The 26717-nt window shown below is 62.0% G+C and carries 24 protein-coding genes; 11 read left to right on the top strand and 13 right to left on the bottom strand.

The features are described 5' to 3' along the window. Positions 1-23 precede the first annotated feature (23 nt). The 5 genes from GTP69_RS11300 to GTP69_RS11320 all read left to right on the top strand — a co-directional run bounded on the left by GTP69_RS11300 (position 24) and on the right by GTP69_RS11320 (position 8709). A complete protein-coding gene (locus GTP69_RS11300) occupies positions 24-953 on the top strand; it encodes a LysR substrate-binding domain-containing protein (RefSeq protein WP_161055000.1) in 930 nt (309 codons plus the stop codon). A gap of 165 nt (positions 954-1118) precedes the next feature. Continuing rightward, positions 1119-4637, top strand: a complete 3519-nt coding sequence (locus GTP69_RS11305) for an indolepyruvate ferredoxin oxidoreductase family protein (RefSeq protein ID WP_161055001.1) — start codon at positions 1119-1121, stop codon at positions 4635-4637. Between the two features lie 50 nt (positions 4638-4687). Then, a complete protein-coding gene (gene icmF / locus GTP69_RS11310; protein WP_161055002.1) occupies positions 4688-7978 on the top strand; it encodes a fused isobutyryl-CoA mutase/GTPase IcmF in 3291 nt (1096 codons plus the stop codon). A gap of 94 nt (positions 7979-8072) precedes the next feature. Next, positions 8073-8312 carry a hypothetical protein gene (locus GTP69_RS11315; protein ID WP_161055003.1) on the top strand — a complete coding sequence of 80 codons (240 nt, stop codon included), beginning with the start codon at positions 8073-8075 and terminating at the stop codon, positions 8310-8312. Then, positions 8296-8709 carry a putative toxin-antitoxin system toxin component, PIN family gene (locus GTP69_RS11320; RefSeq protein ID WP_161055004.1) on the top strand — a complete coding sequence of 138 codons (414 nt, stop codon included), beginning with the start codon at positions 8296-8298 and terminating at the stop codon, positions 8707-8709. Before GTP69_RS11315 ends, GTP69_RS11320 begins: the two co-directional genes overlap by 17 nt. Before the next feature lie 210 nt (positions 8710-8919). Here the strand turns inward: GTP69_RS11320 and GTP69_RS11325 are convergent, their stop codons facing one another. Together GTP69_RS11325 and soxR are read right to left on the bottom strand one after the other, a co-directional pair. Further along, complete coding sequence (locus GTP69_RS11325; protein WP_161055005.1) at positions 8920-10362, bottom strand: pectate lyase family protein; 1443 nt, start codon at positions 10360-10362, stop codon at positions 8920-8922. Positions 10363-10606: 244 nt separating this feature from the next. Continuing rightward, entirely contained in the window at positions 10607-11038 is a 432-nt protein-coding gene (soxR, locus tag GTP69_RS11330) for a redox-sensitive transcriptional activator SoxR (protein ID WP_110846214.1), read from the bottom strand. A 69-nt stretch (positions 11039-11107) separates the two neighbouring features. On the opposite strand from soxR, the gene GTP69_RS11335 reads away from it, so the two are divergent. After that, positions 11108-11512, top strand: a complete 405-nt coding sequence (locus GTP69_RS11335) for a RidA family protein (RefSeq protein WP_161055006.1) — start codon at positions 11108-11110, stop codon at positions 11510-11512. Here the strand turns inward: GTP69_RS11335 and GTP69_RS11340 are convergent. The 6 genes from GTP69_RS11340 to GTP69_RS11365 form a co-directional block, all read right to left on the bottom strand. Then, positions 11506-11907, bottom strand: coding sequence for a hypothetical protein (locus GTP69_RS11340; protein ID WP_161055007.1), 402 nt, complete (start codon positions 11905-11907; stop codon positions 11506-11508). The genes GTP69_RS11335 and GTP69_RS11340 overlap by 7 nt on opposite strands. Positions 11908-11952: 45 nt before the next feature. Next, on the bottom strand, positions 11953-12969 hold the full coding sequence (locus GTP69_RS11345; protein ID WP_161055008.1) for a substrate-binding domain-containing protein: 1017 nt from the start codon (positions 12967-12969) through the stop codon (positions 11953-11955). A gap of 10 nt (positions 12970-12979) precedes the next feature. Continuing rightward, positions 12980-14248 (bottom strand): MFS transporter, encoded by a 1269-nt coding sequence (locus GTP69_RS11350; protein WP_161055009.1) that lies wholly within the window; start codon positions 14246-14248, stop codon positions 12980-12982. 25 nt (positions 14249-14273) lie between these two features. After that, a complete protein-coding gene (pgmB, locus tag GTP69_RS11355; protein WP_161055010.1) occupies positions 14274-14921 on the bottom strand; it encodes a beta-phosphoglucomutase in 648 nt (215 codons plus the stop codon). Then, positions 14918-17239, bottom strand: coding sequence for a glycoside hydrolase family 65 protein (locus tag GTP69_RS11360; RefSeq protein ID WP_371867901.1), 2322 nt, complete (start codon positions 17237-17239; stop codon positions 14918-14920). The genes pgmB and GTP69_RS11360 overlap by 4 nt, the downstream gene beginning before the upstream one ends. An 88-nt stretch (positions 17240-17327) precedes the next feature. Beyond that, positions 17328-18323 (bottom strand): LacI family DNA-binding transcriptional regulator, encoded by a 996-nt coding sequence (locus tag GTP69_RS11365; protein WP_161055012.1) that lies wholly within the window; start codon positions 18321-18323, stop codon positions 17328-17330. A gap of 186 nt (positions 18324-18509) precedes the next feature. Here GTP69_RS11365 and GTP69_RS11370 point away from each other — a divergent pair, with 186 nt between their 5' ends. Beyond that, positions 18510-20972 carry a TonB-dependent receptor gene (locus GTP69_RS11370; protein ID WP_161055013.1) on the top strand — a complete coding sequence of 821 codons (2463 nt, stop codon included), beginning with the start codon at positions 18510-18512 and terminating at the stop codon, positions 20970-20972. Between the two features lie 107 nt (positions 20973-21079). Next, on the top strand, positions 21080-21418 hold the full coding sequence (locus tag GTP69_RS11375; RefSeq protein WP_161055014.1) for a hypothetical protein: 339 nt from the start codon (positions 21080-21082) through the stop codon (positions 21416-21418). Here the strand turns inward: GTP69_RS11375 and GTP69_RS11380 are convergent, their stop codons facing one another. Further along, entirely contained in the window at positions 21419-22483 is a 1065-nt protein-coding gene (locus tag GTP69_RS11380; protein WP_161055015.1) for an MBL fold metallo-hydrolase, read from the bottom strand. Between the two features lie 86 nt (positions 22484-22569). Here GTP69_RS11380 and GTP69_RS11385 point away from each other — a divergent pair, with 86 nt between their 5' ends. Continuing rightward, a complete protein-coding gene (locus tag GTP69_RS11385) occupies positions 22570-23175 on the top strand; it encodes a TetR/AcrR family transcriptional regulator (RefSeq protein WP_161055016.1) in 606 nt (201 codons plus the stop codon). 3 nt (positions 23176-23178) lie between these two features. On the opposite strand, the gene GTP69_RS11390 is transcribed toward GTP69_RS11385, so the two are convergent. Next, entirely contained in the window at positions 23179-24270 is a 1092-nt protein-coding gene (locus GTP69_RS11390) for a WD40/YVTN/BNR-like repeat-containing protein (RefSeq protein WP_161055017.1), read from the bottom strand. Between the two features lie 2 nt (positions 24271-24272). Next, positions 24273-24542 (bottom strand): MoaD/ThiS family protein, encoded by a 270-nt coding sequence (locus tag GTP69_RS11395; protein WP_161055088.1) that lies wholly within the window; start codon positions 24540-24542, stop codon positions 24273-24275. Positions 24543-24603: 61 nt separating this feature from the next. Between GTP69_RS11395 and GTP69_RS11400 the strand changes: the two genes are divergently transcribed. Further along, positions 24604-24918 (top strand): hypothetical protein, encoded by a 315-nt coding sequence (locus GTP69_RS11400; RefSeq protein WP_161055018.1) that lies wholly within the window; start codon positions 24604-24606, stop codon positions 24916-24918. Here the strand turns inward: GTP69_RS11400 and GTP69_RS11405 are convergent. Continuing rightward, positions 24915-25451, bottom strand: a complete 537-nt coding sequence (locus GTP69_RS11405) for a carboxymuconolactone decarboxylase family protein (RefSeq protein WP_161055019.1) — start codon at positions 25449-25451, stop codon at positions 24915-24917. The genes GTP69_RS11400 and GTP69_RS11405 overlap by 4 nt on opposite strands. A gap of 112 nt (positions 25452-25563) precedes the next feature. Here GTP69_RS11405 and GTP69_RS11410 point away from each other — a divergent pair, with 112 nt between their 5' ends. Then, on the top strand, positions 25564-26457 hold the full coding sequence (locus GTP69_RS11410; RefSeq protein WP_161055020.1) for an AraC family transcriptional regulator: 894 nt from the start codon (positions 25564-25566) through the stop codon (positions 26455-26457). Here GTP69_RS11410 and GTP69_RS11415 read toward each other — a convergent pair. Beyond that, on the bottom strand, positions 26402-26713 hold the full coding sequence (locus tag GTP69_RS11415) for a 2Fe-2S iron-sulfur cluster-binding protein (protein ID WP_161055021.1): 312 nt from the start codon (positions 26711-26713) through the stop codon (positions 26402-26404). The two genes, GTP69_RS11410 and GTP69_RS11415, sit on opposite strands and share 56 nt — an antisense overlap. Positions 26714-26717 lie beyond the last annotated feature (4 nt).

The following is a 26717-nucleotide window of genomic DNA, read 5'->3' on the forward strand; positions in this document are numbered from 1 at the left end:
TCTCTACCCCTTACTTATTGGATATGGAACTTCGTCAGCTGCGCTATTTTGTTGCCATCGTCGACCACGGATCGCTGTCCCGGGCGGCGCTGATCCTGCACGTCGCCCAGCCCGCGCTCACCCAGCAGCTGCGCCAGCTGGAGGAGGAACTGGGGGTGCAATTGCTGCACCGCTCCGCCCAGGGCGTGCTCAGCACCGACGCCGGCAAGGTGTTCTACGAACACGCCCAGGCCATCCTCAAGCAGGTGGCGGATGCCCGTTCCGCTGTGGCGCAGTCGGCCGAGCGGCCCAGCGGCGCCGTCACGCTGGGGCTGCCGCACAGCATCTCCGGCGCGCTGGCGCTGCCGCTGCTGACCGCCACCCGGGCCCAGTATCCGGAAATCACGCTGCAACTGACCGAGGAATTGACCGGCAACCTGGGCGACCAGCTCAAATCCGGCCGTCTCAACCTGGCCGTGCTGTTTGACGATGGCCAGCTCGGCCAGTTCGCCACCACGCCGTTGGTAGAGGAAGAACTGCGCTTTATCTGCCGAACCGATCGGCCTTACGGCGAGGGTGAGCAGTCACTCACGCTGCAGCAGGCACTGGCCACTACGCTGATCCTGCCGGGATTGCAACACGGCGTGCGGCCGCGCATCGAGAGCGTGGCGCGCGCCGCCGGCCTGACCGTCGGCAACGTGATCGAGATCAACTCCATCGCCATCCTCAAATCCGCCTTGCTGGCGGACATGGGCGCGACCTTGCTGCCGTCCGCGCCTGTCCTGGACGAGCTGCAACGCGGCACCTTGCGCGCCCAGCGCATCGACCAACCGTCAATTTCCCGCACGGTCGTACTGTGTTATTCCCGCAACATCCCGCTGACCAATGCGGCCACCGCCATCAGCAGATTGGTGCGCCAGGTCAGCGAAAGGTTGTGCGTGGATGGGCTGTGGCCGGGTGCTACACCCATATAAGTTATTCTTATACCCCCATCGGCAAACGGTATTTCCGTATACGTCAACTCGCGCCCATACTGGGACCAAGCCGCTAACAATGCGGCACCATGGCTTGTGCCTGGCTCGCTTACCCGGCGTCCTCCAGTCCAAGCGCGATCTGATACCAAAAACGGAGACACCACCATGCCAGACGGCGCCAGCACCCTCACGTCCGTGAGCCTCGACGACAAGTACACTTCCACCAACGGCAAAATCTTCCTGTCCGGCATCCAGGCGCTGGTGCGCCTGCCGATGATCCAGCACGCACGCGACAAGACCGCCGGGCTGAACACCGCCGGCTTCATTTCCGGCTACCGCGGCTCGCCGCTGGGCGGGCTGGACGAAAACCTGTGGAAGGCCAAGCCGCATCTGGAAGCGCACAACGTGCAGTTTGTGCCGGGCGTGAACGAGGATCTGGCCGCAACGGCCGTCTGGGGATCGCAGCAGGTGGACCTGATCGGCGAATCCAAATACGACGGCGTGTTCGCCATGTGGTACGGCAAAGGGCCGGGCGTGGACCGCTGCGGCGACGTCTTCAAGCACATGAACCACGCCGGCACCGCCAGGCACGGCGGCGTGCTGCTGGTGGCGGGCGATGACCATGGCGCGTATTCGTCCACGCTGCCGCACCAGTCGGACCACATCTTCTCGGCCTGCATGGTGCCGGTGCTCTACCCTTGCAATGTGCAGGAGTATCTGGACCTCGGCATCCATGGCTGGGCCATGTCGCGCTTCTCCGGCTGCGCGGTGGCCTTCAAGGCGCTGGCCGACACGGTGGAATCGTCGGCCTCGATCGACGCCGATCCGTTCCGCGTGGAGACCAGGATACCGAAGGACTTCGTCATGCCGGCCGGCGGCCTGAATGCCCGCCTGTCGTCCGTGCCACTGGGCCAGCAGGCGCGCAATCAGGAAGCGCTGATGCAGGACTACAAAATCTACGCCGCACTGGCCTATGCGCGCGAGAACAAACTGAATCACACCACCATCGATTCTCCAGACGCCAAGCTGGGTATCATCGCTTCCGGCAAATCGTATCTGGATGTGCTGGAAGCGCTGGAAGAACTGGGCATCGATGAAGCCATGGCCGCCAAGGTCGGCCTGCGCCTGTTCAAGGTCGCCATGCCATGGCCGCTGGAGCCGGACAGCGTGCGCGAATTCGCGCAGGGTCTGGACGAAATCCTGGTGGTGGAAGAGAAGCGCCAGTTCGTCGAATACCAGTTGAAGGAACAGCTGTACAACTGGCGTGACGACGTGCGTCCGCGCGTGGTCGGCAAATTCGACGACAAGGGCGAGTGGGTGGCGCCGCGCGGCGAATGGCTGCTGCCGCCGAAGGCCGACTTCTCGGTGTCGCAAGTGGCGCGCGTGATCGCCAGCCGCGTGGAGCGTTACATCAGCGACGCCAACATCCACGACCAGATCAAGGCCCGCCTGACCTTCCTCGACGCCAAGGATGCGGTGCTGAAGAAGGCCATCAACACGCCCTTCCGCCCGGCCTTCTACTGCTCCGGATGCCCGCACAATACGTCGACCAAAGTGCCGGATGGTTCCTTCGCGCTGGCCGGCATCGGCTGCCACGTGATGGCCACCTCGATCTACCCGGAATTCAACAAGCTGACCACGCACATGGGCGGCGAAGGTGCGCCGTGGATCGGCCAGGCCGCGTTCTCGAAGATTCCACACGTGTTCCAGAATCTGGGCGACGGTACCTACTTCCACTCCGGCTATCTGGCGATCCGCGCGGCGGTGGCGGCCAAGGTCAACATGACCTACAAGATCCTCTACAACGACGCCGTCGCCATGACCGGCGGCCAGCCGGTGGACGGCCAGACCTCGGTGCCGATGATCGCGCAGCAGATGGCGGCTGAAGGCGTCAAACGCATCGCACTGGTGACGGAAGACCTGTCGCGCTACAGCGACCATTCGGCGCTGCCTTCCAATGTATCGCTGCACGACCGCAAAGACATGGATGCAGTGCAGCGCGAGCTGCGCGAAATATCTGGCGTTTCGGTGCTGATCTACGACCAAACCTGCGCCGCCGAAAAGCGCCGCCGCCGCAAAACCGGCGCGTATCCGGACATCGCCAAGCGCATGGTCATCAACGAAGCAGTATGCGAGGGCTGTGGCGACTGCGGCATTCAATCCAACTGCGTCTCCATCCTGCCGAAGGAAACGGAATTCGGCCGCAAGCGCACCATCGACCAGTCGTCCTGCAACAAGGACTACTCCTGCGTGAAGGGCTTCTGCCCAAGCTTCGTTACGGTGGAAGGCGGCGCGCTGAAGAAATCCAAAGCCGGTGCTACGTCGAGCGATGACGGCTGGGATGAACTGCCAGCGCCAACGCTGCCGGACTGCGAACACCCGTACAACATCCTGATCAACGGTATCGGCGGCACCGGCGTGATCACGGTCGGCGCGCTGATGGGCATGGCCGCGCACATCGAAGGCAAAGGCGCCTCGGTGCTGGACATGACCGGCATGTCGCAGAAAAACGGCTCGGTGACCTCGCACGTGAAGATCGCGCGCACGCCATCGCACCTGCGCGCACAGCGCATCGCCACAGGCGAAGCCGACGTGGTCCTCGGCTGCGACATGCTGACCGCCGGCGCCGCCGATGCAGTATCGAAGATGCGTCCTGGTCGCACGCTGGCCATCGTCAACCTGCACGAGCAGCCACCCGGCACCTTCGCGCAGAACGCCGACTGGGAATATCCCGCCGCCGACGTACGCGCGCTGATCGAGGAATCAGTCGGCGAAGGTGCGGCCGATTTCATCGACGCCACCAAGCTGGCCACCGCGCTGATGGGCGACTCGATCGCCGCCAACCTGTTCATGCTGGGCTACGCCTGGCAACGCGGCCGCATCCCGCTGAAAGAAGAATCGCTGCTGCGCGCGATTGAGCTGAATGGCGTGGCGGTGGCGTCGAACAAGAAGAGCCTCCTGTGGGGCCGCCGCGCCGCCGTGGACCTGAAGCGCGTCGAACGCACCGCCACGCCGGCGCAGCCTATCGTGCTGCAAATGCCGCAAAGCCTGGACAGCATCATCGCCAAGCGCATGGAGTTCCTCACTTCGTACCAGAACGCCGCCTACGCCAGCACCTACTCGGAACTGGTGGCGCAGGTGCGTGCGAAAGAAACCTCGCTCAGCCTGGGCAACAAGCTCTCCAGCGCCGTCGCCAAGTCCTACTTCAAGCTGATGGCCTACAAGGACGAATACGAAGTGGCACGCTTGTACACCGATGGCCGCTTTGTCGAGCAATTGCAGCAGCAGTTCGAGGGCAACTTCAGCGTCAAGTTCAACCTGGCACCGCCACTATTGGCGAAGAAGGACGCCAAGGGCCATCTGGTGAAGGCGGAATTTGGTTCGTGGATGTGGAGCGCTTTCAAGATGCTGGCCAAATTCAAAGGCCTGCGCGGTGGCGCTTTCGATATCTTCGGCTACACCGAAGAACGCAGGATGGAGCGCGCGCTGATCGGTGAGTATCGCGAGATGGTGACGGCGTTGATCGGCCAACTGAACGCGGACAACCACGCGACGGCGGTCGAACTGGCTGCGCTGCCGGAGAAAGTGCGCGGCTTCGGGCACGTGAAGGAAAAGGCTGTCGCCACCTTCCGTACCGAGAGGGCCCGCCTGCTGACACAGTTCAGCCACAAACGCGCAGCTTGACGTTAACGTAAACGTCATATAATCGATAAAAAATATTATTAGGGACACCAATGAACGATCTCTCGACTCCGAAACTCGCGGCCGTCGCTGACGAGCCGCGCGTGCAGAACAAAGTTCGCTTCGTCACCGCCGCCTCACTGTTCGACGGCCACGACGCCTCGATCAACATCATGCGCCGCATCCTGCAATCGAACGGCGTGGAAGTCGTCCACCTCGGCCATAACCGCTCGGTGGACGAAGTGGTCACCGCCGCGCTGGCGGAAGACGTGCAAGGCATCGCCATCTCCAGCTACCAGGGTGGCCACGTCGAATACTTCAAATACATGATCGACCTGCTGCGCCAGCGCGGCGGCGCGCACATCAAAGTATTCGGCGGCGGCGGCGGCGTCATCGTCCCGAGCGAAATCGAAGAACTGCACGCATACGGCGTAACCAAGATCTTCAGCCCCGAAGACGGCCAGCGCATGGGCCTCGTCGGCATGATCCAGTGGATGGTGCAGCAGTGCGATATCGACCTGTCGCAATACTCCCCTACCTCGCTGGCACCGCTGCGCGAAGGCGCCGACGTCGCCGGTCGCCACCGCCCGCTGGCGCAGTTGATCACAGCACTGGAAAACGAAAAGGCCGCGCCAGCGCTGCGTGCCGAACTGCTGGCCGCCGCCGCAGACCTGCCGGTGCCAACGCTCGGCATCACCGGCACCGGCGGCGCCGGCAAATCCTCGCTGACCGATGAACTGATACGCCGCATCCGCCTCGACCAGGGCGATACACTGAACATCGCCATCATCTCGATCGATCCGTCGCGCCGCAAATCCGGCGGCGCGCTGCTGGGCGACCGTATCCGCATGAACGCCATCAATCCATGGGCCGGACAGTCGCATGTGTTCATGCGCTCCCTGGCCACGCGCGAAGCCGGCTCCGAAATTTCGCAAGCGCTGCCCGACGTTATCGCCGCCTGCAAGGTAACTGGCTTTGACCTGGTGATCGTTGAAACCTCAGGCATCGGCCAGGGCGACGCCGCCATCGTGCCGCATGTGGATGTGTCGATGTACGTAATGACGCCGGAATTCGGCGCCGCCTCGCAGCTGGAAAAAATCGACATGCTCGATTTCGCCGACTTCATCGCCATCAACAAGTTTGACCGCAAAGGCGCGCAGGACGCGCTGCGCGACGTCGCCAAGCAGTACCAGCGCAACCGCGAACTGTGGAGCAAGCGTCCGGAAGAAATGCCGGTCTACGGCACGCAAGCGTCACGTTTCAATGACGATGGCGTGACCGCGCTGTATCAAGGCCTGCTGCCCAAGCTGGCGCAATTCGGCCTGAAGGCGCAGGCAGGCAAGCTGCTGGCGACGGACGTGCACCACTCCAGCGGCAAGCACGTGATCGTGCCGCCAGCCCGCGCGCGCTATCTGGCGGAGATTGCCGACACCGTGCGCGGCTACCATCGCTTCACGCGCAAGCAGGTCACGCTGGCGCGCGAACGCCAGCAACTGAGCGAATCGAAACGCATGCTGGCCATCGCCCACAAGTCGGCCGACTTCGATGACCTGATCGCCGAACGCGATGCCGAGATGGACGGCGGCGCGAAAAAACTGCTGGCTCAATGGCCCGACATGCAAGCCAACTACGCCGGCGACGACTATGTGGTGAAAATCCGCGACAAGGAAATCCGCACGCGCCTCGTTCAGCAAACGCTGTCCGGCACGCGCATCCGCAAGGTGGCGCTGCCGCGCTACGAAGATCACGGCGAAATCCTGCGCTTTCTGATGCTGGAAAACGTGCCGGGTTCCTTCCCCTTCACCGCCGGCGTGTTCGCCTTCAAGCGCGAAGGTGAAGACCCAACCCGCATGTTCGCCGGCGAAGGTGACGCCTTCCGCACCAACCGCCGCTTCAAGCTGGTCTCCACCGGCATGGATGCCAAGCGCCTGTCCACTGCGTTCGACTCGGTCACCTTGTACGGCGCCGATCCGGCGCTGCGTCCGGACATCTACGGCAAGGTCGGCAACTCGGGCGTCTCCATCGCCACGCTGGACGACATGAAGGTTCTGTACGACGGCTTTAACCTGTGCAGCCCAAGCACCTCGGTCTCGATGACCATCAACGGCCCGGCGCCGACTATCCTGGCGATGTTCATGAACACCGCTATCGACCAGCAGATCGCCAAGTTCGTCGAAGAGAACAAACGCCAGCCGAGCGCCGACGAAGCGGTCAAGATCAAGGAATGGGTACTGCAAAACGTGCGCGGCACCGTGCAGGCGGACATCCTCAAGGAAGACCAGGGCCAGAACACCTGCATCTTCTCGACCGAATTCTCGCTGAAGGTAATGGGCGACATCCAGGAATACTTCGTCCACCACCAGGTGCGCAACTTCTACTCGGTGTCGATCTCCGGCTACCACATCGCCGAAGCGGGCGCGAACCCGATCTCGCAGCTGGCCTTCACACTGTCGAACGGCTTCACTTTTGTAGAAGCCTACCTGGCGCGCGGCATGCACATCGACGACTTCGCACCCAACCTGTCGTTCTTCTTCTCGAATGGCATGGACCCGGAATACACGGTGCTGGGCCGCGTCGCCCGCCGTATCTGGGCAGTGGCGATGCGCGACAAATACGGCGCCAACGACCGCTCGCAAAAACTCAAGTACCACGTGCAGACCTCGGGCCGTTCGCTGCACGCGCAGGAGATCGACTTCAACGACATCCGCACCACGCTGCAAGCGCTGATCGCCATCTACGACAACTGCAACTCGCTGCACACCAACGCCTACGACGAAGCCATCACCACGCCGACCGACGAATCGGTACGCCGCGCGCTGGCGATTCAATTGATCATCAACCGCGAATGGGGCCTGGCCAAGAACGAGAATCCCAACCAGGGCTCGTTCATCATGGACGAACTGACCGACATGGTGGAAGAAGCGGTGCTGCAGGAATTCGAACGCATCGCCGAACGTGGCGGCGTGCTCGGTGCAATGGAAACCGGCTACCAGCGCGGCAAGATCCAGGAAGAGTCGATGCTGTACGAGCACCAGAAGCACGACGGCACGCTGCCCATCATCGGCGTCAACACCTTCCGCAATCCGAAGAGCGTGGAAGCGCCGGTGCAAATCGAACTGGCCCGCTCCACCGACGACGAAAAGCAATCGCAGCTCAAGCGCCTGGAAGACTTCCATACGCGCCACGCCGCCGAAGCGCCGCAAGCGCTGGCAGCGCTGCAGCAAGCCGCCATCGACAACGCCAACGTGTTCGACAAACTGATGGACGCCGTCCGCGTCTGCTCCCTTGGCCAAATCACCACCGCGCTGTTCGAAGTCGGCGGCCAGTACCGCCGCAATATGTAGGTAGAACTCACAGAGAAGGAGGTAAATCAATGTTTGCCTCCTTCTCTTGTCGGGGCATCAGGACTACACTGAGCGAATATGTCGGGAGTCGATCATGGTCAACCTACAAATTTCTCTACCTGAAGACCTGGCGCAAGACGTCGAGGAGTTAGGGCTGCTAAAGCCTGAGACGATCACAGAAATCCTGCGTGCTGAAGTCCGCAAACTCGCGTCTGAATACCTGCTCAGTATCGCCCCAACACTAGCCGCTGCCGGCGACGTGCCCATGAGTGCAGAGGAGGTGCAGGAAGAAATACGGGCATTCCGACGAGATCAAAATGCGATTCGTTCTTGATACGAACACTGTTATCTCAGGTGCACTGTGGCTTGGGACGCCGCACCTTTTGATGGATGCAGTCCGTGCCAATCGCTTTACTCCGTGTACATGCCGTGAGATCTTATTTGAATTGCTGGGCGTCCTACATCGTCAAAAATTCGCAGCCAGGATGACGCTCAGCGGCAAGAGTGCAAGACGCATCGTGATCGAGTATCGGCGCCTGGCGCTGCTCGTGGTGCTACCACCATTGATTCCGAAAGTATCAAGAGACCCAAAGGATGATGCCATCCTGGCTTGCGCCGTTCAGGCACAAGCAGACGCCATCGTGTCAGGAGATAAAGACCTGCTGAGCCTGGTTCTCTACCAAAAAATTCCTATTTTGACGCCCATTCAGGCACTCAATTATCTGCCGTAAAGCTGAAAGCATTGATCACTAAAAATAGTAGTCGCGCTCGACATTACATCCCCCCAGACAGAGCGGACGATACTTACCGTTCAAAGCTAATTATTAGACTCGATCCGACACTTTCACTATGCCGCTTTGCCATAAAAGCCGCCGGGTTTGTACTTACAACGATTTATTGTAATCCCTTGTAATTCCCGGCGGCGCGCAGCTATTCTGCCTTTACAGCTTGCCCGCGCCGGCGTTGGCGGGAACGGCCGTCAGCGTTGCGGTCGCGGTTTGCAGCGTGTACGCATACGGCGGCGTCCACAGGCTGGCGGCTGGCGGCAGTGCGTAGCCGCATTGGCCATCCACCGCGCTGGTGCCCGACTTGTCGCTGGTGAAGATGTGGCCCGATGAGCGGAAGCCGATGAAGTCTTTACCTTTGATCGCCTTGCCGCAGAATTCCGTCACCTTCAGGCCAGTGAAATTGTAGTACTGGTTCTCCAGCAGCATATTTGACCGGTAGCGCGCATCGGTGCCACTTTCGAATTTGACGTCGGTGTCCTTGGTCGAGGTGCTGCCGGTGATCAGGTTGTTGAACAGGTGGACCTGGCCATAGCGGTTCAGCGGCAAACGCGTGGTCGCGCCATTCCACCAGTTGCCGTTGAAGGTGACATGCAATCGGCCCTCGTCACTCCAGGCCCGGCCAGAGTCGCCATTGCCCACCAGCGTGGTCTTGTGGTGCTTGGCGAAGTAGCTGTTGGCAATGGTGACGTAGTCGCTGCCGCGCACCACATCCAGCGCGCCGTCGTGACGCGTGTCGTAGGTGCCAGTGGCCAGCGAATCCGGCGTATCGCCGTCGCTGATGGTCAGATGGTCGAGGTAGATGTTCTGGCCGCGCGACACCGTCACGCCGTCGGCGTAAGCATTGTCCGAATCCTCCGGGTTCACGTCCCACGGCGTATCAAGCGCCAGGTTACGCACGATGACGTTGCGGGTCCAGGTAGGATAGTCCTCGCCATCCTTGCCATCGGCAATCCACTTCTTGAAGTCCGTCTCGGGATCGCCGCCGGCCGTCAACGGCAGCTCGCCACCGATCAGCAGCGCGGTGCCGGTGATGCGCGCCGGCCGTCCCTGCGCGTCGTTGATGCCGACCAGCGTGGTGTTCGACGGCAGCGCGACCGAGCCGCCATACTTCTGGTCCGAATAGCTGGTGTACTCGCGGAATACGGTGTTGTTCTGGCTCCAGCGCAGATCGATATGGCCGATCACGCGGATGATCTTCGGATCGTTGCCGGCTTCATTGATGGCAGCCACCAGCTGCTGGCCGTTGTACACGGTGTAGACGCGGTTGGCGATGGCCGCGCCGCCGCCGGTCACCAGCACCGCGCCTTTGCGCGACTGCGCGTGCCAGCCGCTGGCCGGCGCCGGATCGCGTTCGAAGGTCAGCACGCCGCCGGTGGGATCGGCGGCGGCAAACTGCCATACCGGCAGCTTGGGCGCCGCCGCGTAACTGGCCGGATCGTGCAGGCCGTTGACCAGTACCGGCGCCGAGTAGTTGCGCACGCCGTACTGCGCGGTTTGCAAGGGCGTGCTGGCGCCGGTCAACGTCCTGGCGTCGATGGTGGCGGCTTGCGCGGATGAAGCCAGCACGATGCCGGCAACGAGTAGTGGATATTTCATGGTTGTCTCCAATGGTGAAATTCACTGACAGCTCGCGATGATCCGTACCCACGTGAACGTGCCTTGCACGTAGCAATCGAGGAAGTGTTATGCGTGGGACGAATCAACATTCAGGCACCTTGCGTACCTGCCGCCATTGCGAAGAGGGTTGAGGGAACCGAGTTCGCGCTGGTCATCCGTTGGGGGTGCAGACTACACCCGCCGACGGTGTGTAAATACTAATCCTGTAGAAAAAATAATGCAACTAGTCGAAATGCGGTCCGGCGCCTTGCTGCGCCATCTCGTCATCGGCATTGCGCAGCGGGCAGGCTTTCAGTGACAGGCACCCGCAACCGATGCAGCCATCCAGCTGATCGCGCAACTGCGTCAGCGTCTTGATACGCTCTTCCAGTTCCTGCTTCCACGCGGCCGACAGACGACGCCAATCGGCGACGGTGGGCGTGCGGCCGGACGGCAACGCATCCAGTGCGCGCGCAATGTCCGCCAGCGGCAGACCAACCCGTTGCGCGACCTTGATCACGGCCAGCCGCCGCAACACCGAGCGCGCGTAGCGGCGCTGGTTGCCGCTGGTGCGGACAGAATGGATCAAGCCCTTGGCTTCATAAAAATGCAGCGCGGAGACGGCGATGCCGGAACGCTCCGCCAGTTCGCCGACGCCCAGTTCTTTGGCAACCATCAAATCTCCTTGACCTCAAGTTAAGTTGAGATTCTATAGTGTCCCCACACTGACTGCACAAAGGACATCATGAAATTCATTAACCCAGAAGGTTTGTACGATCCCCGTCCCAATGGCTACAGCCATGTCGTGGTGGCCGATGCGCCGGCGCGCATCATCTACATCGCAGGGCAAGGAGGCGAGAACGCGAATGGCGACTTATCAGAAGACTTTGGCGCGCAAGTCGACCAGGCGCTGCGCAATCTGCACACCGCGCTGGCCGCTGCGGGCGCCGCGCATACCGAGGTAGCCAAGGTGACGGCGTTGATTGTCGATCATAGCGAGGCGCGTCTCGCCATCTTCAGCAAGGCCTTGCGCGCGATGTGGGGCGACCATCCGGCACCGGCCTGCACGCTGATTCCCGTGCCGCGACTGGCGCTGGATGGCATGCTGTTTGAAATCGAAGCCGCCGCGATTCAGCAGCAGATTTACTGAGCGTGACAGCGCTCGGCGCGATAGAAATAGAAATTATCGAAGTTGAGAAATTCGGTCGCTGCGCCGAAACGGTAGGTAATTTCGCGACGCTGTGCGTTGTAGCCGGTCAGGCCGCCGACGTGTTTGGGCAACTGTTCCTTGTACAGGTCCGCAGGGAACGGCGCCTTGCCGCCGACGGTAATGACCAGCACATCGCCCTCGCGGCGCCAGCTGCTCGGATTATAAAAATCGAAGCCGCCCTTGAACTGCAGGCTGCCATCCGACTGCAATAGCATGCACATGGTCGGAAACTCGGTACCGGTATTTTCCAGCACCTGCACCGTGCGCACAGACGGCGTACTCGCACAGCCGCCTAGCAGCAGCAAAATGGAGCCATAAGCCAGAAGAGGTTTCATGCGCAAGCCCGTAGAAGTGGCGATACCGCCACTCTACCCTATCAATTACCGGTTATCGGTGATCCGGCCCACAGTAGCGCCTTCTAACAACACGGGCTGCCACAGTTCGTGCAAGTCGCTGGCGGGGGTACCGTCGATGAGGGACAGCAGCATCTCGACCATGCGGGCGCCGGCTTGGCGCGGGTCGGGCTGGTCGATGGTGGTGACGTGGGCGCCGGCCAGGGTGTCGGCCATGCTGCCCCAGACTATGACCGACATCTCCTTGCCGATCTCCACGCCCGCGTCCAGCAAGGCGCGCACCGCGCCGACGCCGGACAGATGGTTGTCGACGATGACCGCCGTCGGACGCGGCGAGCAGGCCAGCAGCTGCTGCATGGCCTGGTAGCCGCTGCGGCGGTCCAGCGTGTTGTCGATCAGGTAGCGCGGATCGGCCGCCAGGCCGGCCACCGACAGCGCGGTGACAAAGCTGTCCTTGCGCTGCCGCGCGAAATTCAATTCCAGCGGCGCGCTGATGAGCGCCACGCGCTGGTGGCCCAATCCCAGCAAGCGCTCCATGGCGATGCGCACGCCGGACTCGTTGTCATAGTCGAACCACGCATACGGCACATTCAACTCCGTGCGGCCATGCGCGACAAACGGGAACTTGGCTTTGCTGAGAAACGCGATACGTTCATCGCGTACCAGCGTGCGCCCCACCACCAGGCCATCGACCCGCCGTCCACGCACAATCTGCTGGTACGACGGCTGCTCCGCCGCCGGCGACACCGGCGCGATGATCAGGTTCTTGTTGACCGCTTCCAGCGCGGCCGACATACCGGCCACCACGTCGAGGAACATCGGATCGCCCAGGTCCGTCGGCAGCAGCGGATAGATGATGCCGAAGACATTGGTGCGCCCCAGCGCCAGCGAACGCGCCATCGGATTCGGCTGGTAGCCGACCTCCTTGGCCGCCTTCAGCACCCGCTCGCGGGTCCGCACATTGACTTCGGGGTAACCGTTTAACGCCCGGCTCACCGTGGTCTTGGACATGCCAAGGTGATTTGCCAGGTGCGCGAGGTTCATAGACTTTTTCTTAATGTTGACCGCTGATTATAGCGGTGGCGTCGAACCCACCGCCACCATCATCGACTGCCTTTTTGAAGAAATACAACATCACCAGCACAATCGTGATCGGCACCAGCGTCAGGTAAAACGCAAAGTGACCGCTGAAGTTACCGAACACGTAACCAGTAATCAGCGAACCGGTGGTGCCGCCCAGTGCCGAAAAAATCACCAGCAGGCCGGTCATGGCCGAGTGCTGGTTCTTCGGCAAAGAACTGAGCATCACCGAATTGATACCAGGGTAAATCGGCGCCATGAACAGGCCAATCAGCGGGAACAGGAAAGTCGCCAGCGGCGCGGTGGCCCAGGTGATGCCTGGATTGGCCACCACATCATGCGTCAACGGCAGCGCCAGCAGCACCGTGGCGCCCATGCCCAGCACGCAGCCGTTCATCACCGGATACCAGTTCAATTTGCGCATCAACACGCCGGCCGACAGACGCCCAACAGCCAGGCAGGCGGCGAAGATACTGGTCACTTCCACGCTCATGGCTGCCGGCAGCTTGAGGATTTCGTTGTTAAACGTCGGCAGCCAGGTACCGATGCTTTGCTCGATCAGCACATACAGGAAGGCGGTGATGATGAACACGCACACCAGCGGCTTGATGAACAGTTTGAGCATCGATGCGAAGTCCTGCGCGATGCCGCGATTTTCCGGCAGCGCCGCCGGCGCTTCGTTAAACGGCGTCGATAGAATCAGCAGGAAGGTCGCCGCGCACAGCACCGCCAGCACCCAGTAGGTTTGCAGCCAGCTTTGCGATTGCGGATTGTGCGAGTCGATGAAGTAGCCAAACACCCAGTAGGCGCTCAACACGCCGAGCATGAAGAAGCCCTCCAGCAAATTCATGGTGCTGGCGTGCTGCTTGCGGTCGGCGGTGATCAGGCCCAGGGTCGAATACACCGACACCTTCACCAGCGCGAACGACACGCCAACGCAGAAGAACAGCGCCTTGGTGGTGGCAAACGACGGCAGCAGCGGCATGGCCACGCAGGCGAAAGTGACGATGGCCAGGCCAATCAGCATCGCCTTCTTGTAGCCCACGCGCGGCAGGAACGACGCCACCAGAAAGGACACCACCGCAATCGGCAGATCCTTGAAGCCTTCCAGCACGCTGGCGGCGGACTTGCTCACGCCGTAGTTGCTGATCACCTGCAGGATCACCGTGCCCACGCTGTTCAGCAGGATGGCGAAAACAAAGTAGATCAGGAATAGCGCAAATAGTATTTTGTTGTTCTTCATGCTGCTTGTCTCCGGCGTTTTTATTTTAGTAAGCGGCGAGGTTGAATTCTTTGAGACTTGTAATCACCACATCCGCTTCGGTCAGCACGAAGGGATGGCCTATCCCCAGCGCGAACATGCCTGCCGCCTTGATGGCCGTCACGCCGGCCACCGCGTCTTCCACGCCGAGACAATCTGCCGGCGCCACGCCCAGTTCCCGCGCCGCCTTGAGGAAAATCTCCGGGTCCGGCTTGCCGCGCGCGATGGTGGCGGCATCCACCACGTAGTCGAATTTATCGGTGATGCCCAGGCGCTCCAGCACCGTAAAGGCGTTCTTGCTGACCGAGGCCAGGCCGATGCGCAAACCAGCGCGGCGCACCGTGTCCAGCGCCTCCACCGCGCCAGGCAGCAGATCCTTGGACGACATGGTCGAAATCAGTTCCTGATAGTGCTTGTTCTTGGTGTCCGCCAGCGCCAGCTTTTCTTCCGGCGTGTACTGGCGCTGACGCGCGGCCGACGCCAGGATCAGGTCCAGGGATCCCATGCGGTCGATGCCCTTCAGCCGCTCATTGAACTCGTGGTCGAAGTGGACGCCCTGCGATTCCGCCAGCTCCTTCCATGCCAGATAGTGGTAGTGGGCGGTATCGGTGATCACGCCATCCAGATCGAATATGACTGCTTTAAAACGGCTCATGCCAAACTCCTCGATTGCTTGGGTTGCGACAGGGTCAGTGCGACCGCTTCGCCGCCATGGGTAAAGTCCAGAACCTCGCCTTGCAGCAGGCGATATTCCACCTGGCCCGGTTGCACGTGCACTTCCAGCAGCGCGCCGCGGAAGTGGATCTTGAAGGTGTAGTGCTGCCACTGCTTCGGCAGCTTCGGCGCGAAGTGCAGTTCGCCGCCCACCACCCGCATGCCGGCGAAGCCGTAGGCCACGCCCATCCAGGTGCCGGCCATCGCCGCCGTGTGCACACCGTAGTGCGTGTTGCCGTGCGTGTCGTCCAGATCGAGGCGTGCGGTCTCCATGAAGTAGTCGTAGGCCTTGTCTTCATAGCCCACTTCCGCCGCGATGATGCTGAAGATGCAGGTCGACAGCGACGAGTCGTGCGTGGTCACCGCCTCGTAGTAATCGAAGTCGCGGCGCTTGTCGTCCAGCGAGAACTGGTCGCTGAGCAGCAGCGCCGCCAGCACCACGTCCGCCTGCTTGCAGACCTGATGGCGGTAGATCACCATCGGGTGGTAATTCAGCAGCAGCGGATAGTTCTCCTTCGGCGTATTGGCGAAGTCCCACACCTTCTTCGACAGGAAGCTATCATCCTGCGCGTGGATTTGCAGTGCGTCGTCGTACGGAAGATTCATCAGCGACGCGGCGCGGCGCCAGGCGGCCGGCTCGTTCGCATCCAGCGCCATGGCGGCGGCGATGCGCGTGAATTCGGCCGGCGCTTCCACCTGCAACTGCTCGGCGATGGACGCTGCAAAGTTCAAGTGCATCTGCGCCATCGCGTTGGTGTAGTAGTTGTTGTTGACCAGCGCCGTGTATTCATCCGGGCCGGTGACCTGGTTGATGCAGAAGCGGCCCTCGCGGTCATAGGAACCGATGCCGGTCCAGATGCGCGCCGTCTCCATCACGATCTCGGCGCCGGCCTGGATCAGATACTCCTGATCGTTGGTCGCTTCCATATAGGTCTTGATCGAGTAGGCGATATCGGCGTTGATGTGATACTGCGCGGTGCCGGCCGGGAAATAAGCCGAGCATTCCTCGCCGGCGATGGTGCGCCACGGGTACAGCGCACCTTTGTCATGCGACATCTGGCGCGCGCGCTCACGCGCTTTCGGCAGGCCGGCGTAGCGGTACTCCAGCAGCTTGCGCGCAATCTCCGGCTTGGAATACAGGAAGAACGGGAAGATGTAGATTTCCGTGTCCCAGAAATAGTGGCCTTCGTAGCCTTCGCCCGTCACGCCCTTGGCGGAGATATTGGTCCTGCCGTCGCGGCCCACCGATTGCAGCAGGTGGAACTGGTTGAAGTGCATGCCTTGCTGGAGCGCGTCGTCGCCGGCGATCTGCACGTCGGCCTGCTGCCAGAAATCGGCCAGGTACTGCTCCTGCGCCAGGCGCAGCGCGTCGAAGCCTGCGGCGGCGGCGCTGGACAGCGTGTCCTTGCTGCGCCACATCAGCTCTTTGGCATCGTAGTCGCGCGACGAGTAGTAGCTGCCGTACTTGGTCAGCGTGACCGGCTGGCCGGCGCGCGCCGCCAGCGTCCAGCTTTGCGTCAGGCGCTGGCCTTCCTGCGCGGTCACCGCCGGCAGGCCGGCGCTCAGCACCGACTCGGTGGCGCTGATCAGCGTGAAGCCGCTGTTGTGGGTCTTCTGCACCAGCGCCGCGAAGCTGTCCGACTGTTCGCTGTCGATCATGTGCAGCGTCGGGCCGGAAATCGCCGAGCCCACACGCGGATCGTCGCCCGCTTCCAGGTTCTTCACCGCGCCATCCAGCGCCGACACCAGGCGCAGATTATCGATGTCGCTCAGCGGCGTCACTTCCAGTTCAATCGCAAACAGGTGCTTGTTCTCGAAGCTGACCATGCGGCGGCTGCGTACGCGCACACTGCGGCCTTGCGGCGAAGTCCACTCCACCACGCGCGTCAGAAGGCCGGTGCGGAAGTCCAGCACCCGCTCATAGGTCTGCACGGAACCGGTCAGCAGGTTGAAACGCTCGCCGTCCAGCCACAGCTCGATGCCTTTCGCGTTCGGCACATTCAGCATGAACTGGTTGACCTTGGCCAGGCCGTAAGCCGCTTCCGGATAGACGATCGGCTCCGATTCGTAGAAGCCGTTCAGGTAAGTGCCATCCAGCGACGTGCCGGCCGGACCGCTGTAGCCCTCTTCGCCGGTGCCGCGCAGGCCGATATAGCCATTCCCCAGCGCGAACAGCGTCTCATCGAGGAAGTGGGAGTCGGTATCAAAGCTGGTCTCGCGGATGCACCAGGCTTCAAGAGGATAAGTGTGTTCTTGCACAGCGAATTCCTTAGAAAAGCGATTCAAAGCGGTTTGAATTTCAAAATACGCCGTTTTTTAAGGTTTTTTTGGCGATTTCGGGGAAAAACTAGGTCTGGCGTACCATCAGCGTGGTCGGCAGCATTTCAGAAGCGACCGGCTGGCCTTCGATCAGGCCCAACATCTTCTTGGCCAACAATACGCCGCCATCGCGCAGATACTGGTGCACGCTGGTCAGCGGCGGCACGAAACTGGCCGCGCCGGGCGTATCGTCGTAGCCGATGACGGAGACATTCTCCGGCACCCGCAAATTCTTCTCGGCCAGCGCGCGGATCGCGCCCATGGCCAGCAAGTCACTGGCGGCAAACACGCCGTCGAACGACGCGCCCTTCTTCTTCAGCAGCGCGGAAATGCTGTCGAAGCCTGCCTCGAAGGTGAACGCCTTCGGCCGGATAATGTGCACCATGGCCGCGCCGCCCATGGCGTCGATGAAGCCGGCGCAGCGTTCCTGCACCTCGGCGTGGTCGACGTCGCCCAGGAACACCAGCTTCTGCCGGCCCTGCGCGATGAAGCGCTCGGCCGCGCTGATGCCGCCCTTGCGGTTGTCCGAGCCGACCACGATGTAGTCGCTGCCCGGCTGCGGCGCGCCCCACACCACCAGCGGCATGCCGGTCTGCTGCACCGTGCGCACCGCCTCGCCGTGCGAACCCTGGCCCAGCAGGATCAGGCCGTCGGCGCCCATCACCGGCGCCGTGTTCATCAGCTGCTTGGACGTTAAAACAACACTGTAGCCGGCCGTGGTCAGCTCCTGCGTAATGCCGCCCAACAGCTCCAGCGGATACGGGTCGGACATCGGCCGGCCACGCACCGGTGTCATTTCCACCACAACCGCCACCGAATAACTGCGGCCCATGCGCAGGTTGCGCGCACTGACGTTCAGGCGATAGCCCTGCTGCTCGGCCAGCGCGCGGATTTTCTCTCGCGTCTCGACCGTCACCAGCGGACTATCCCGCAACGCCCGCGAGACGGTGATCTTGGACACGCCGGCCAGCTTGGCCAGGTCTTCCATCGTCAGCGTGGTGGCTACAGTCTTCTTTGCGGGCATCGTTGTTTTTAGGTAAAAAAGCGGGAGTGCGGACGCATTATGACAGAAAAATTTCGTTTGTCGCGGAAAATGACATCGATAACATTTCAATTGACATCGATAACATTTCTTGTTTCAATGGCTAAATCGGCGATGGCGGAACGCTGTCTCCGGAGACGAAACATCCTATAAGAAAGAAGAGACACGATGAAAAACCCGTTCCTGCCATCGGCCATCGCGGCCGCCGTCCTCATCCTGGTCAACCAGACCGCCCAGGCCCAGACTGCCGAAGCCACTGCCCCCGAGCCGTCCAAAGAAGTTTCCAAGGAAATCCAGCAAGTTGTCGTTACCGGCGTCGCCTCGGCGCGCGGCGTGCGCAAGGTCGACTCGGCCTTCTCCATCACCACCGCCAACGAAGAGCAGCTGAAACAGGCCGCCCCGAGCAGCACCGCCGACATCATGAAAATCGTGCCGGGTGTGTATGCCGAATCGACCGGTGGCCAGTCCGGCGCCAACATCGAGGTGCGCGGCTTCCCGTCCGGTTCCGATTCGCCGTTCGTGTCGGTGCAAATGATGGGCAACCCGATCTTCCCGCCGCCGACGCTGTCGTTCTTTGAAGGCTCGTCGGCCTTCCGCCTGGACGACACCGTCGAGCGCGTCGAAGTGCTGCGCGGCGGTCCGTCGACCATCTGGTCCAACGGCCAGCCGGGCGCCACCATGAACTTCATCCTCAAAGAAGGCAGCGACACGCCGGAAGGCACGGTGCGCTTCACCACCGGCACCGGCAGCCTGCGCCGCGTCGATATGTACTACGGCGGCAAGATCAGCGATGGCTGGTACGGCTCGGTCGGCGGATTCTACCGCAAGACCGACGGCGTGCGCGACGCCGGCTTCCCGGCCGACGATGGCCACCAGATCACCGCCACGCTGACCCGCAATCTCGACCAGGGCAAGCTGACCCTGTATGCGCGCAGCACCGACGACAAGAACGCCTTCTACACCGGCGTGCCACTGATCTCCAGCAACAACGGCCACACCATCAGCGCCTTCCCCGGCTTCGATCCGCTGACCGGCACCCTGATGAGCGGCGAAATGCGCAACTTCACCATCGAAGCCGCGCCCGGCAAGACGCTGACCAAGGACCTGGGCGACGGCCGTGGCCTGAAAGCCACCGTATTCGGCGCCAACTTCGACCAGAAGATCGGCGACTGGAGCGTATCGAACAAGTTCAACCGCTTTGATGGCGACCTCAACACCATCGCCATGTTCACCGGTAACAACCCGCTGTCGATGAGCGACTACATCAGCCAGGCGATTGCCTCGGCCAACAGCAACCCGGCGGTAGTAGCGGCAGCCGGCGGCGTGGCGACCTCGGGCACGGCATCGTATGTGCACGGCGGCGCAGTGGCTGGCAACCAGCAGGTGGTGCAAGCCGGCCTGTGGGCGGTGGAGAAGCAACTGAAGTCGTTCACCGACGAACTGCATGTCAGCAAGGAACTCTTCAAAGGCAACACCCTGACCGTGGGCGGCTACTTTGCCGATTACTCGTCGCATGACGTCTGGTACCTGGGTAACAGCCACCTGATGACGGCGCAGTCGCAAGCCAGCCTGATCAATGTCACCCTGAACAACGGCGTGATCGTGTCGAAAAACGGCACCGACGGCCCGGTCAACTTTGCGCCGGTGGCCTCGTATGACGGCCGCAACACGGCTGGTTTCGTCTCGGACGAGTGGCAGATCAACGACAAGATCAAGGTCGATGCCGGCGTCCGCCACGAGCAGCAGAAGATCAGCGGCACCATCTCCAACCTGAGCTCGGGCGATACCGATGGCAACGTGCTGACCGTGTACAACAACGGCACCTCGATGCCGAACGGTTCCAACACCTACCTGAGCCGCACCGACAGCGCCAACTCCTTCACGCTGGGCGGCAATTACAAGCTGGCGGCCAACAGCTCGGTGTTCGTGCGCGCCAACCGCGGCCACACCTTCGTGTCGTTTGACGATATCCGTGGCGCCGGTACGCAAGCAGCCGCCAACGACCGCAGCGTGCTGCCGACGCCTAAAGTCAGCCAGTACGAAATCGGCTTCAAGACGGCAACGCAGCTGTACACCGCGTATATCAACGCCTTCCACACCGATTTTGACGGTATCGCGTTCACCCAGATCCTCACCGACGGCACCGAGCTGCACCGCATCAGCGGCTCCAAAGGCAATGGCGTGGAATTTGAAGTGGCGGTGCGCCCGATTGAAAACCTGCAACTGTCGCTGACCGGCGATTACCAGAAGTCCGAGTACAAGGACAATCCGGACACCGCCGGCAAAGTCGTGCAGCGCCAGCCGAAGCTGCAATTCCGCTTCACGCCGACCTACCGCATTCCTTTCGGCGACGGCAACTCGGCCAAGCTGTACGCCACCTACACCTCGATCGGCGAGCGTTGGGCGGATCAGCTGAATACGCAATACCTGCCGTCCTACCGCACCATCGACGCTGGCGTGCTGTTCTCGCTGGGTGAAAAAATCGAAGTGCGCCTGGCTGGCACCAACCTCAACAACGAGCTGGGCCTGACTGAAGGCAACTCGCGCCTGACCACCGGCGGCAGCGGCCCGATCAACGCGCGTCCACTGTTCGGCCGCACCTGGGAAGCGTCGCTGCTGTACCGCTTCTGATCAGGTAATGTCCCTCTTCAGGCAAGGCGCTGTTGGCCTTGCCTTTTTTATTTTCATGGTCTAATCTACAAGAAACGTGTCCGTATTCTGCATAAGCGAAAAGAAACGTGGCCTCACTGTCCTCCATCAACGCGCTGCAAGCATCGGTTGTCCAGGCTGAAAGGCAGGTACAGCGCGATCAGGTGCGCGTGAGCGAAGACGCCGACCGGCTGGATGCCAGCCGCGATCAACTCAATAAGGACAAGCAGACGCTGTCCGACAATCAACGGGACAGCAATCAGGCTACGCAAGCAACGCAAAAGCCGCTGCCCACCGTCAATCTCACCAGCGCCATCGAAAATCCACCGCGTGCCGAACAGCAGCTGCCGGCGGATCTGGTCGCACCCAAGCCTCAGGTCAATACGCTGGGGCAGACCATCGGCAAGTTCATCAACGTTACCGCCTGATCAGGCGCGCGCAGCCTCGAGCGCGGCTTCCTGCTGCGCCAGCGGTTCCCACCATTTGACCTCGGCATGCGGCTGCTGGATATCCATCGCCTGGCCGATTTCCGGCGTGGCGATCGGCAGACGGCGCTCTTCGGCCAGCTGGGTGATGCGGTCGAACGGATCGTGCCACGCGTGCAGCGACAGATCGAAGGTGCCGTTATGAATCGGCAGCAGCACCTTACCCTGCAAATCGATGTGCGCTTGCAAGGATTCCTCCGGCTGCATGTGCACGTCCGGCCATTGCGGATCGTAGGCGCCGGTTTCCACCATGGTCAGGTCGAACGGGCCGTAGCGGCGGCCGATTTCTTTAAAACCGTCGAAATAGCCGCTATCGCCGCTGAAAAAGATTCGAACATCGCGGTCTTCAATCACAAAAGATGCCCACAAAGTCTTGTTGCGGTCGCCCAGACCACGGCCGGAGAAATGCTGGGCCGGCGTCGCCACCAGCTTCAGGCCGGCGACGTAAGTGCTCTGCCACCAGCTCAGCTGCTGCACCTTCTTGGCCGGAATGCCCCACGAGATCAAACGGTCGCCCACGCCCAGCGTGGTGATGAAATGCTCGGTCTTGCCGGCCAGCTTTTTCACCGCTGCATAGTCCAGATGGTCGTAATGGTCATGCGACAGGATCACGCCCTTGATTGGCGGCAGGTCGTCGATGCTGATCGGCGGCTGGTGGAAGCGCTGCGGCCCGGCCCACTGCACCGGTGACGCGCGCTCGGAAAACACCGGGTCGGTCAGCCAGAAATTGCCATTGAGCTTGAGCAGCACCGTCGAGTGACCGAGACGGAACAGGCTGCGATCCGGAGCAGCCAATAATTGCTGCTGCGTGATCGCGTGAACGGGAATCGGGAGTGTGGGCACCGTGTCTTTCGGCTTGTCGAAAGCAAAGCGCAGCATGATGCCCAGCGTCTTGAGGAAGCCCATCTTGTGCATCTTGACCGGATTGCGGAAACGGCCGTTGCGCGCGCGCGGCGCACTCGGCACGGACAGGTTGTCCAGGCTATCTGCGGTCGATGGAAAAGTCATGATGGCACTCCTGCGAATTAAAATGTACACTACACAGTGTAGTTCCGATTTTTTGAAAAGTAAACTAGCCGGTGTAAAATAAAGCCATGAACGCGCCCCTCAAATTAACCGACCGCAAACGCCAGGCGATTGTCGATGCCGCTATCGGCGAGTTCCGCTCGACCGGCTTCGAATCCACTAGCATGGACAAGATCGCAGCCTCGGCCGGGGTCTCCAAGCGCACCGTTTACAACCACTTCCCCAGTAAAGACGAACTGTTCGCGCAAATATTGCATGAGTTATGGACCAGTATTGCGTCGATGCCGCCACCGCCCTACGACCCGGCAAAGCCGCTGCGCGCGCAATTACTGGATTTGCTGAGCAAAAAGATGGCGGGGCTGCAAGATGGCTATTTCCTCGACTTGGCGCGGGTGGCGATAGCCGAAGCCATCCACTCGCCCGAGCGGGCGCAGGAAATGGTGGCGCGGCTGAGTGTGAAGGAAGAAGCGGTCACCACCTGGCTGCGCGCTGCGCAGGCCGACGGCAAGCTGACCCGCGCCGATCCGGTGCTGGCCTCGCAAATGTTGCAGGGGAATTTAAAAACCTTCGCCTTCTGGCCGCAAGTCACGCTGAACCAGCCGCCATTGGACGAGAAAACACAGCGCCAGGTGGTCGAAACCACCGTCGAGATGTTCCTGGCTTATGCTGGCTGAAGACTAGGCGAACGCCACTGAATAAATCGGCGGCAGATGGGTAGAGATTGTCTGCCACTGCCCGCCGCCATCTTCCGACACCCAGGCGCCGCCGGTGGTCGAACCCATCAGCAAAATCTGGCCGTCGTCGCTGACCGCCAGCCCATGCCGGTACACCAGGTCATAGCAATGCTCATGCGGCAAGCCGCCGCGCCAGGCGGTGAAATGCCGGCCGCCGTCGGTGGTGCGCGTGACTGCCAGCGAACCGTGCGGCGGAATCCGCTTGCTGTCCGCCTCGGCCGGCACAAACCACGCCGTCTCGCCATCGCGCGGATGCACGGCGGTGACGAAACCGAAATTCGACACCGGCGCCGCCGGCTTCACCTCGGTCCACAGCGCGCCATTGTCGACGCTGCGCCAGATGCCATTGTGATGCTGGCACCACAGCTTGTCCGGCTCGCCCGCGCAGCGCACGATGCGGTGCGGGTCCTGGATCGCCTGCGACTCCTGCAACTCGGGCGGCATATAGCTGGCCACCATGCCCCTGGCGCGCAGCGACCAGCTGGCGCCGCCATCCTCGGTCAGCCAGGCACCGCCGCAGGACACGCCCACCAGCACCCACTGGCTATCGCGCGGATCGACGCAGATGCTGTGGATGCCCGGCACATCGTAGCCGCCGCCCATCCACTGCGCGCGCTCCGGCACGTTCCACAAGCCGTCTACCAACTGCCAGCTGTCGCCGCGATCCTCCGAGCGGAACAGGCCGCCCGGCAAGGTACCGGCCCACAGCACGCCCGGCTGGTCCGGACCGCCCGCCGCCAGCGACCAGATCATGCGCACCTTCCACTCGACCGGATCGCTGCTGCCGGCCGGCTTTTCCGGAAACGCCGGCGCCGCCACCTCAACCCAGTCGGCGCTGCCGGCATCGCGCCGGTGCAGCTTGGCGCCGAAGTGGCCCAGGTGCAGCGCCGCGTACAGCGTGCCGTCGCGCCGGTCCGGCAGCACGATCGATACCGGATCGCCGAGAAAATGCTGCCGGTCCAGCCGCCACGCCTCGTGCGTGCGGTAGGCTTCAAACAGGCCCTTGCGGGTGGCGATGTAGGCACGGTCGGACATGGTCAGCCTCCTGACAAAGCTTGCAGAATATAGACTTGGGATTGTGGCGCCAGCGCATCATCCAGCCGGCGGGAATCGCGGGCGCGCTGGCCGTCAATGAAGATCACCACGTTCTCGCGCAGGTGTCCCTGCTCGTCGAGCACGTAGCCGCGCAGCCGTGGGTGGTCGGCAAAGCAAGCGTCCAGGGCGCTGCGAAGATCGGCCGCATCGGTCTCCACCTGCGGCACGGTCATGAAGCGCCCTAATTGTTGTGTAAAGATGAGATGCGCCATGCGCACTGATTCTATGCCGATTGGCGCTAAAATGAAATTGCCGCAACCAATGGAGTCCTGCATGTCGATTACGCCGCAAGAACTGGAACTGCTGATGCAGGAAGTGGAGAAGGAAGATCCGATCGACTTCGCCGACCTGCCCTTTGAAGAACACGATTTGCGCGGACTGATCTCCAACCATCTGTGCGAGATGGCCGAGGCGATGGAAAGCTTCAGCGACGAAGACAAACACCTGACGCTGCTGGCCGTGGCGGCCAAGCTGGTGCTGGAAAACATGGTGCTGAATATCCAGCTGCTGAGACGGCACGGCGTGCCGCTCAGCGAGACCACGGAGGCGCTATTGCAACGCCTCCGCAAGCGCGGGGATGAAGATTAAGCAGCGCGCGGGAAGTCGATTTCCGTCACGTTGACCCGGTTGAACAGGTTGGTGAACGTAATCGACGTGATCGCCAGCAGCGTGTCGACAATCTGCGCATCGCTGTAGCCGGCGGCCTTGACTGCCGACACCACTTCACCCGGCACATCGCCACTGGTTGTCACCACACTGTGCACGAACGTGGCCAGCGCGTTCAGGCGCGCGTCGCCGCTGTCCTGGCCGTAGCGCACGGCCTTGATGGCATCGGCGCTCAGGCCGGCCTTGCCGCCCATCAGCGTGTGCGCGGCCAGGCAGTAGTCACACTTGGCATCCTGGCTGACGGCCAGCTTGACCACTTCGATTTCTTTCGCGCTCAGGCTGCCTTTACGCAGCGCGCCATCCAGGTTCAACGCGGCTTCCAGCGCCACCGGGCTATTGCTGCCGACGGCGGCATAGGCATTCGGCACCTTGCCGATGGCGCCTTTGATGGCGGTGAACAGTTGGGCAGCTTGGCCGGTGGCTTCCGAGACAGGTTGGGTGAACAGACGGGACATGATGTGTTTCCTTTCAAAGTCGGTTGGTATGAGAAACAGTTTATGCCTTGCGGATGCGATGTTGAATACCTAAAATGCTCTATAATTTGCTCTATCGTCTCAGCACTTACTTATGGATCCTCTCAGCCACCTGCTCTCCCTGTACCCCGTGCGCACCGCGCTCGACGTCCGTTGCCGCTTTGGCGCGCCATGGGTACTGGACCACGAAGGCACGCCGCGCGGCGTTGCTCCCTACCACCTGATTGTGCGCGGTGAAGCGCAGGTCGAAGGCCAGACGCTGCAAACCGGCGACATCATTGTCTTCCCGCACGGCCGCGCGCACCGGCTGCACATCGGCGATCCGCAGCACGCCTCGGCCCCGCACAGCGCGCCCGGCGTGCTGCGTTCCCTGGCCAACGACGGTGAAGGTCCGCAGACCGACATCCTATGCGGCGAATTCCGCTTTGATGCGGACGGCAGCGCCGGCCTGCTGGCGGCCTTGCCGGACGTGCTGGTGGTGCACACCGCCGGCCGCCCGGACGCGCAAAGCCTGCGCTACCTGCTGCGCATGCTGCAAGAAGAAGCGGAAACGCCACGCGGCGGCTCGGAAGCCATCATCCGCCAACTCGCATCGGCGCTGTTCGCGCTGTTGATCCGCACCTGGCTGGAGCAGGCGCTGGCGGTGCCCGGCCTGTTCGGCGTGCTGGCCGAACGCCGCCTGCAAGCGGCCCTCAACGGCATGCTGACCGCGCCGGAAAAGCCATGGACTTTGGAAGAGCTGGCCGATACCAGCCATATGTCGCGCGCCACCTTTGCGCGCCTGTTCAAGCAGGCCGCCAACGCCACGCCGGCCGACGTGCTGGCGCAACTGCGCATGGCGCGCGCCGCCCGCCTGCTGGATGATGGCCAGCCGGCCGGCGTGGTCGGTGAAGCGGTGGGATATCAGTCGGAGGCGGCGTTCAACCGCGCCTTCAAGCGTCAGTACGGGGTGGGACCGGGAGCTTACCGGCGGCGGGGGCCAGAATGACCAGGTCGGTCTCGGCGATGGCCACGCAGGGCAGGATGTAGCCCTCGCGTTTTTCATCCGGGCTCAAGCCCGGCCAGTCGATCTTGTAGCGCACCGTGCCGCTGGTGGACTGGCAGATGCAGGTACGGCAGGTGCCATTGCGGCACGAACTGGGCAGACGGATGCCGGCACGGTCGGCCGCTTGCAGCACCGTCTCCGGCGCGTCCGCTTCAAACGTCCATCCCTGCCCTGCCAGCGTCACCTTCATGCCTGCCATCCAT

The sequence above is a fragment of the Duganella levis genome (assembly GCF_009857605.1).
Lineage (GTDB): Bacteria > Pseudomonadota > Gammaproteobacteria > Burkholderiales > Burkholderiaceae_D > Rugamonas > Rugamonas levis.

Excerpts from the sequence above, each read along its gene's own strand:
- GTP69_RS11300 (WP_161055000.1), top strand. The coding sequence starts at position 24 with ATGGAACTTCGTCAGCTGCGCTATTTTGTTGCCATCGTCGACCACGGA.
- GTP69_RS11305 (WP_161055001.1), top strand. The coding sequence starts at position 1,119 with ATGCCAGACGGCGCCAGCACCCTCACGTCCGTGAGCCTCGACGACAAG.
- icmF (WP_161055002.1), top strand. The coding sequence starts at position 4,688 with ATGAACGATCTCTCGACTCCGAAACTCGCGGCCGTCGCTGACGAGCCG.
- GTP69_RS11315 (WP_161055003.1), top strand. The coding sequence starts at position 8,073 with ATGGTCAACCTACAAATTTCTCTACCTGAAGACCTGGCGCAAGACGTC.
- GTP69_RS11320 (WP_161055004.1), top strand. The coding sequence starts at position 8,296 with ATGCGATTCGTTCTTGATACGAACACTGTTATCTCAGGTGCACTGTGG.
- GTP69_RS11325 (WP_161055005.1), bottom strand. The coding sequence starts at position 10,362 with ATGAAATATCCACTACTCGTTGCCGGCATCGTGCTGGCTTCATCCGCG.
- soxR (WP_110846214.1), bottom strand. The coding sequence starts at position 11,038 with ATGGTTGCCAAAGAACTGGGCGTCGGCGAACTGGCGGAGCGTTCCGGC.
- GTP69_RS11335 (WP_161055006.1), top strand. The coding sequence starts at position 11,108 with ATGAAATTCATTAACCCAGAAGGTTTGTACGATCCCCGTCCCAATGGC.
- GTP69_RS11340 (WP_161055007.1), bottom strand. The coding sequence starts at position 11,907 with ATGAAACCTCTTCTGGCTTATGGCTCCATTTTGCTGCTGCTAGGCGGC.
- GTP69_RS11345 (WP_161055008.1), bottom strand. The coding sequence starts at position 12,969 with ATGAACCTCGCGCACCTGGCAAATCACCTTGGCATGTCCAAGACCACG.
- GTP69_RS11350 (WP_161055009.1), bottom strand. The coding sequence starts at position 14,248 with ATGAAGAACAACAAAATACTATTTGCGCTATTCCTGATCTACTTTGTT.
- pgmB (WP_161055010.1), bottom strand. The coding sequence starts at position 14,921 with ATGAGCCGTTTTAAAGCAGTCATATTCGATCTGGATGGCGTGATCACC.
- GTP69_RS11365 (WP_161055012.1), bottom strand. The coding sequence starts at position 18,323 with ATGCCCGCAAAGAAGACTGTAGCCACCACGCTGACGATGGAAGACCTG.
- GTP69_RS11370 (WP_161055013.1), top strand. The coding sequence starts at position 18,510 with ATGAAAAACCCGTTCCTGCCATCGGCCATCGCGGCCGCCGTCCTCATC.
- GTP69_RS11380 (WP_161055015.1), bottom strand. The coding sequence starts at position 22,483 with ATGACTTTTCCATCGACCGCAGATAGCCTGGACAACCTGTCCGTGCCG.
- GTP69_RS11385 (WP_161055016.1), top strand. The coding sequence starts at position 22,570 with ATGAACGCGCCCCTCAAATTAACCGACCGCAAACGCCAGGCGATTGTC.
- GTP69_RS11390 (WP_161055017.1), bottom strand. The coding sequence starts at position 24,270 with ATGTCCGACCGTGCCTACATCGCCACCCGCAAGGGCCTGTTTGAAGCC.
- GTP69_RS11395 (WP_161055088.1), bottom strand. The coding sequence starts at position 24,542 with ATGGCGCATCTCATCTTTACACAACAATTAGGGCGCTTCATGACCGTG.
- GTP69_RS11400 (WP_161055018.1), top strand. The coding sequence starts at position 24,604 with ATGTCGATTACGCCGCAAGAACTGGAACTGCTGATGCAGGAAGTGGAG.
- GTP69_RS11405 (WP_161055019.1), bottom strand. The coding sequence starts at position 25,451 with ATGTCCCGTCTGTTCACCCAACCTGTCTCGGAAGCCACCGGCCAAGCT.
- GTP69_RS11410 (WP_161055020.1), top strand. The coding sequence starts at position 25,564 with ATGGATCCTCTCAGCCACCTGCTCTCCCTGTACCCCGTGCGCACCGCG.
- GTP69_RS11415 (WP_161055021.1), bottom strand. The coding sequence starts at position 26,713 with ATGGCAGGCATGAAGGTGACGCTGGCAGGGCAGGGATGGACGTTTGAA.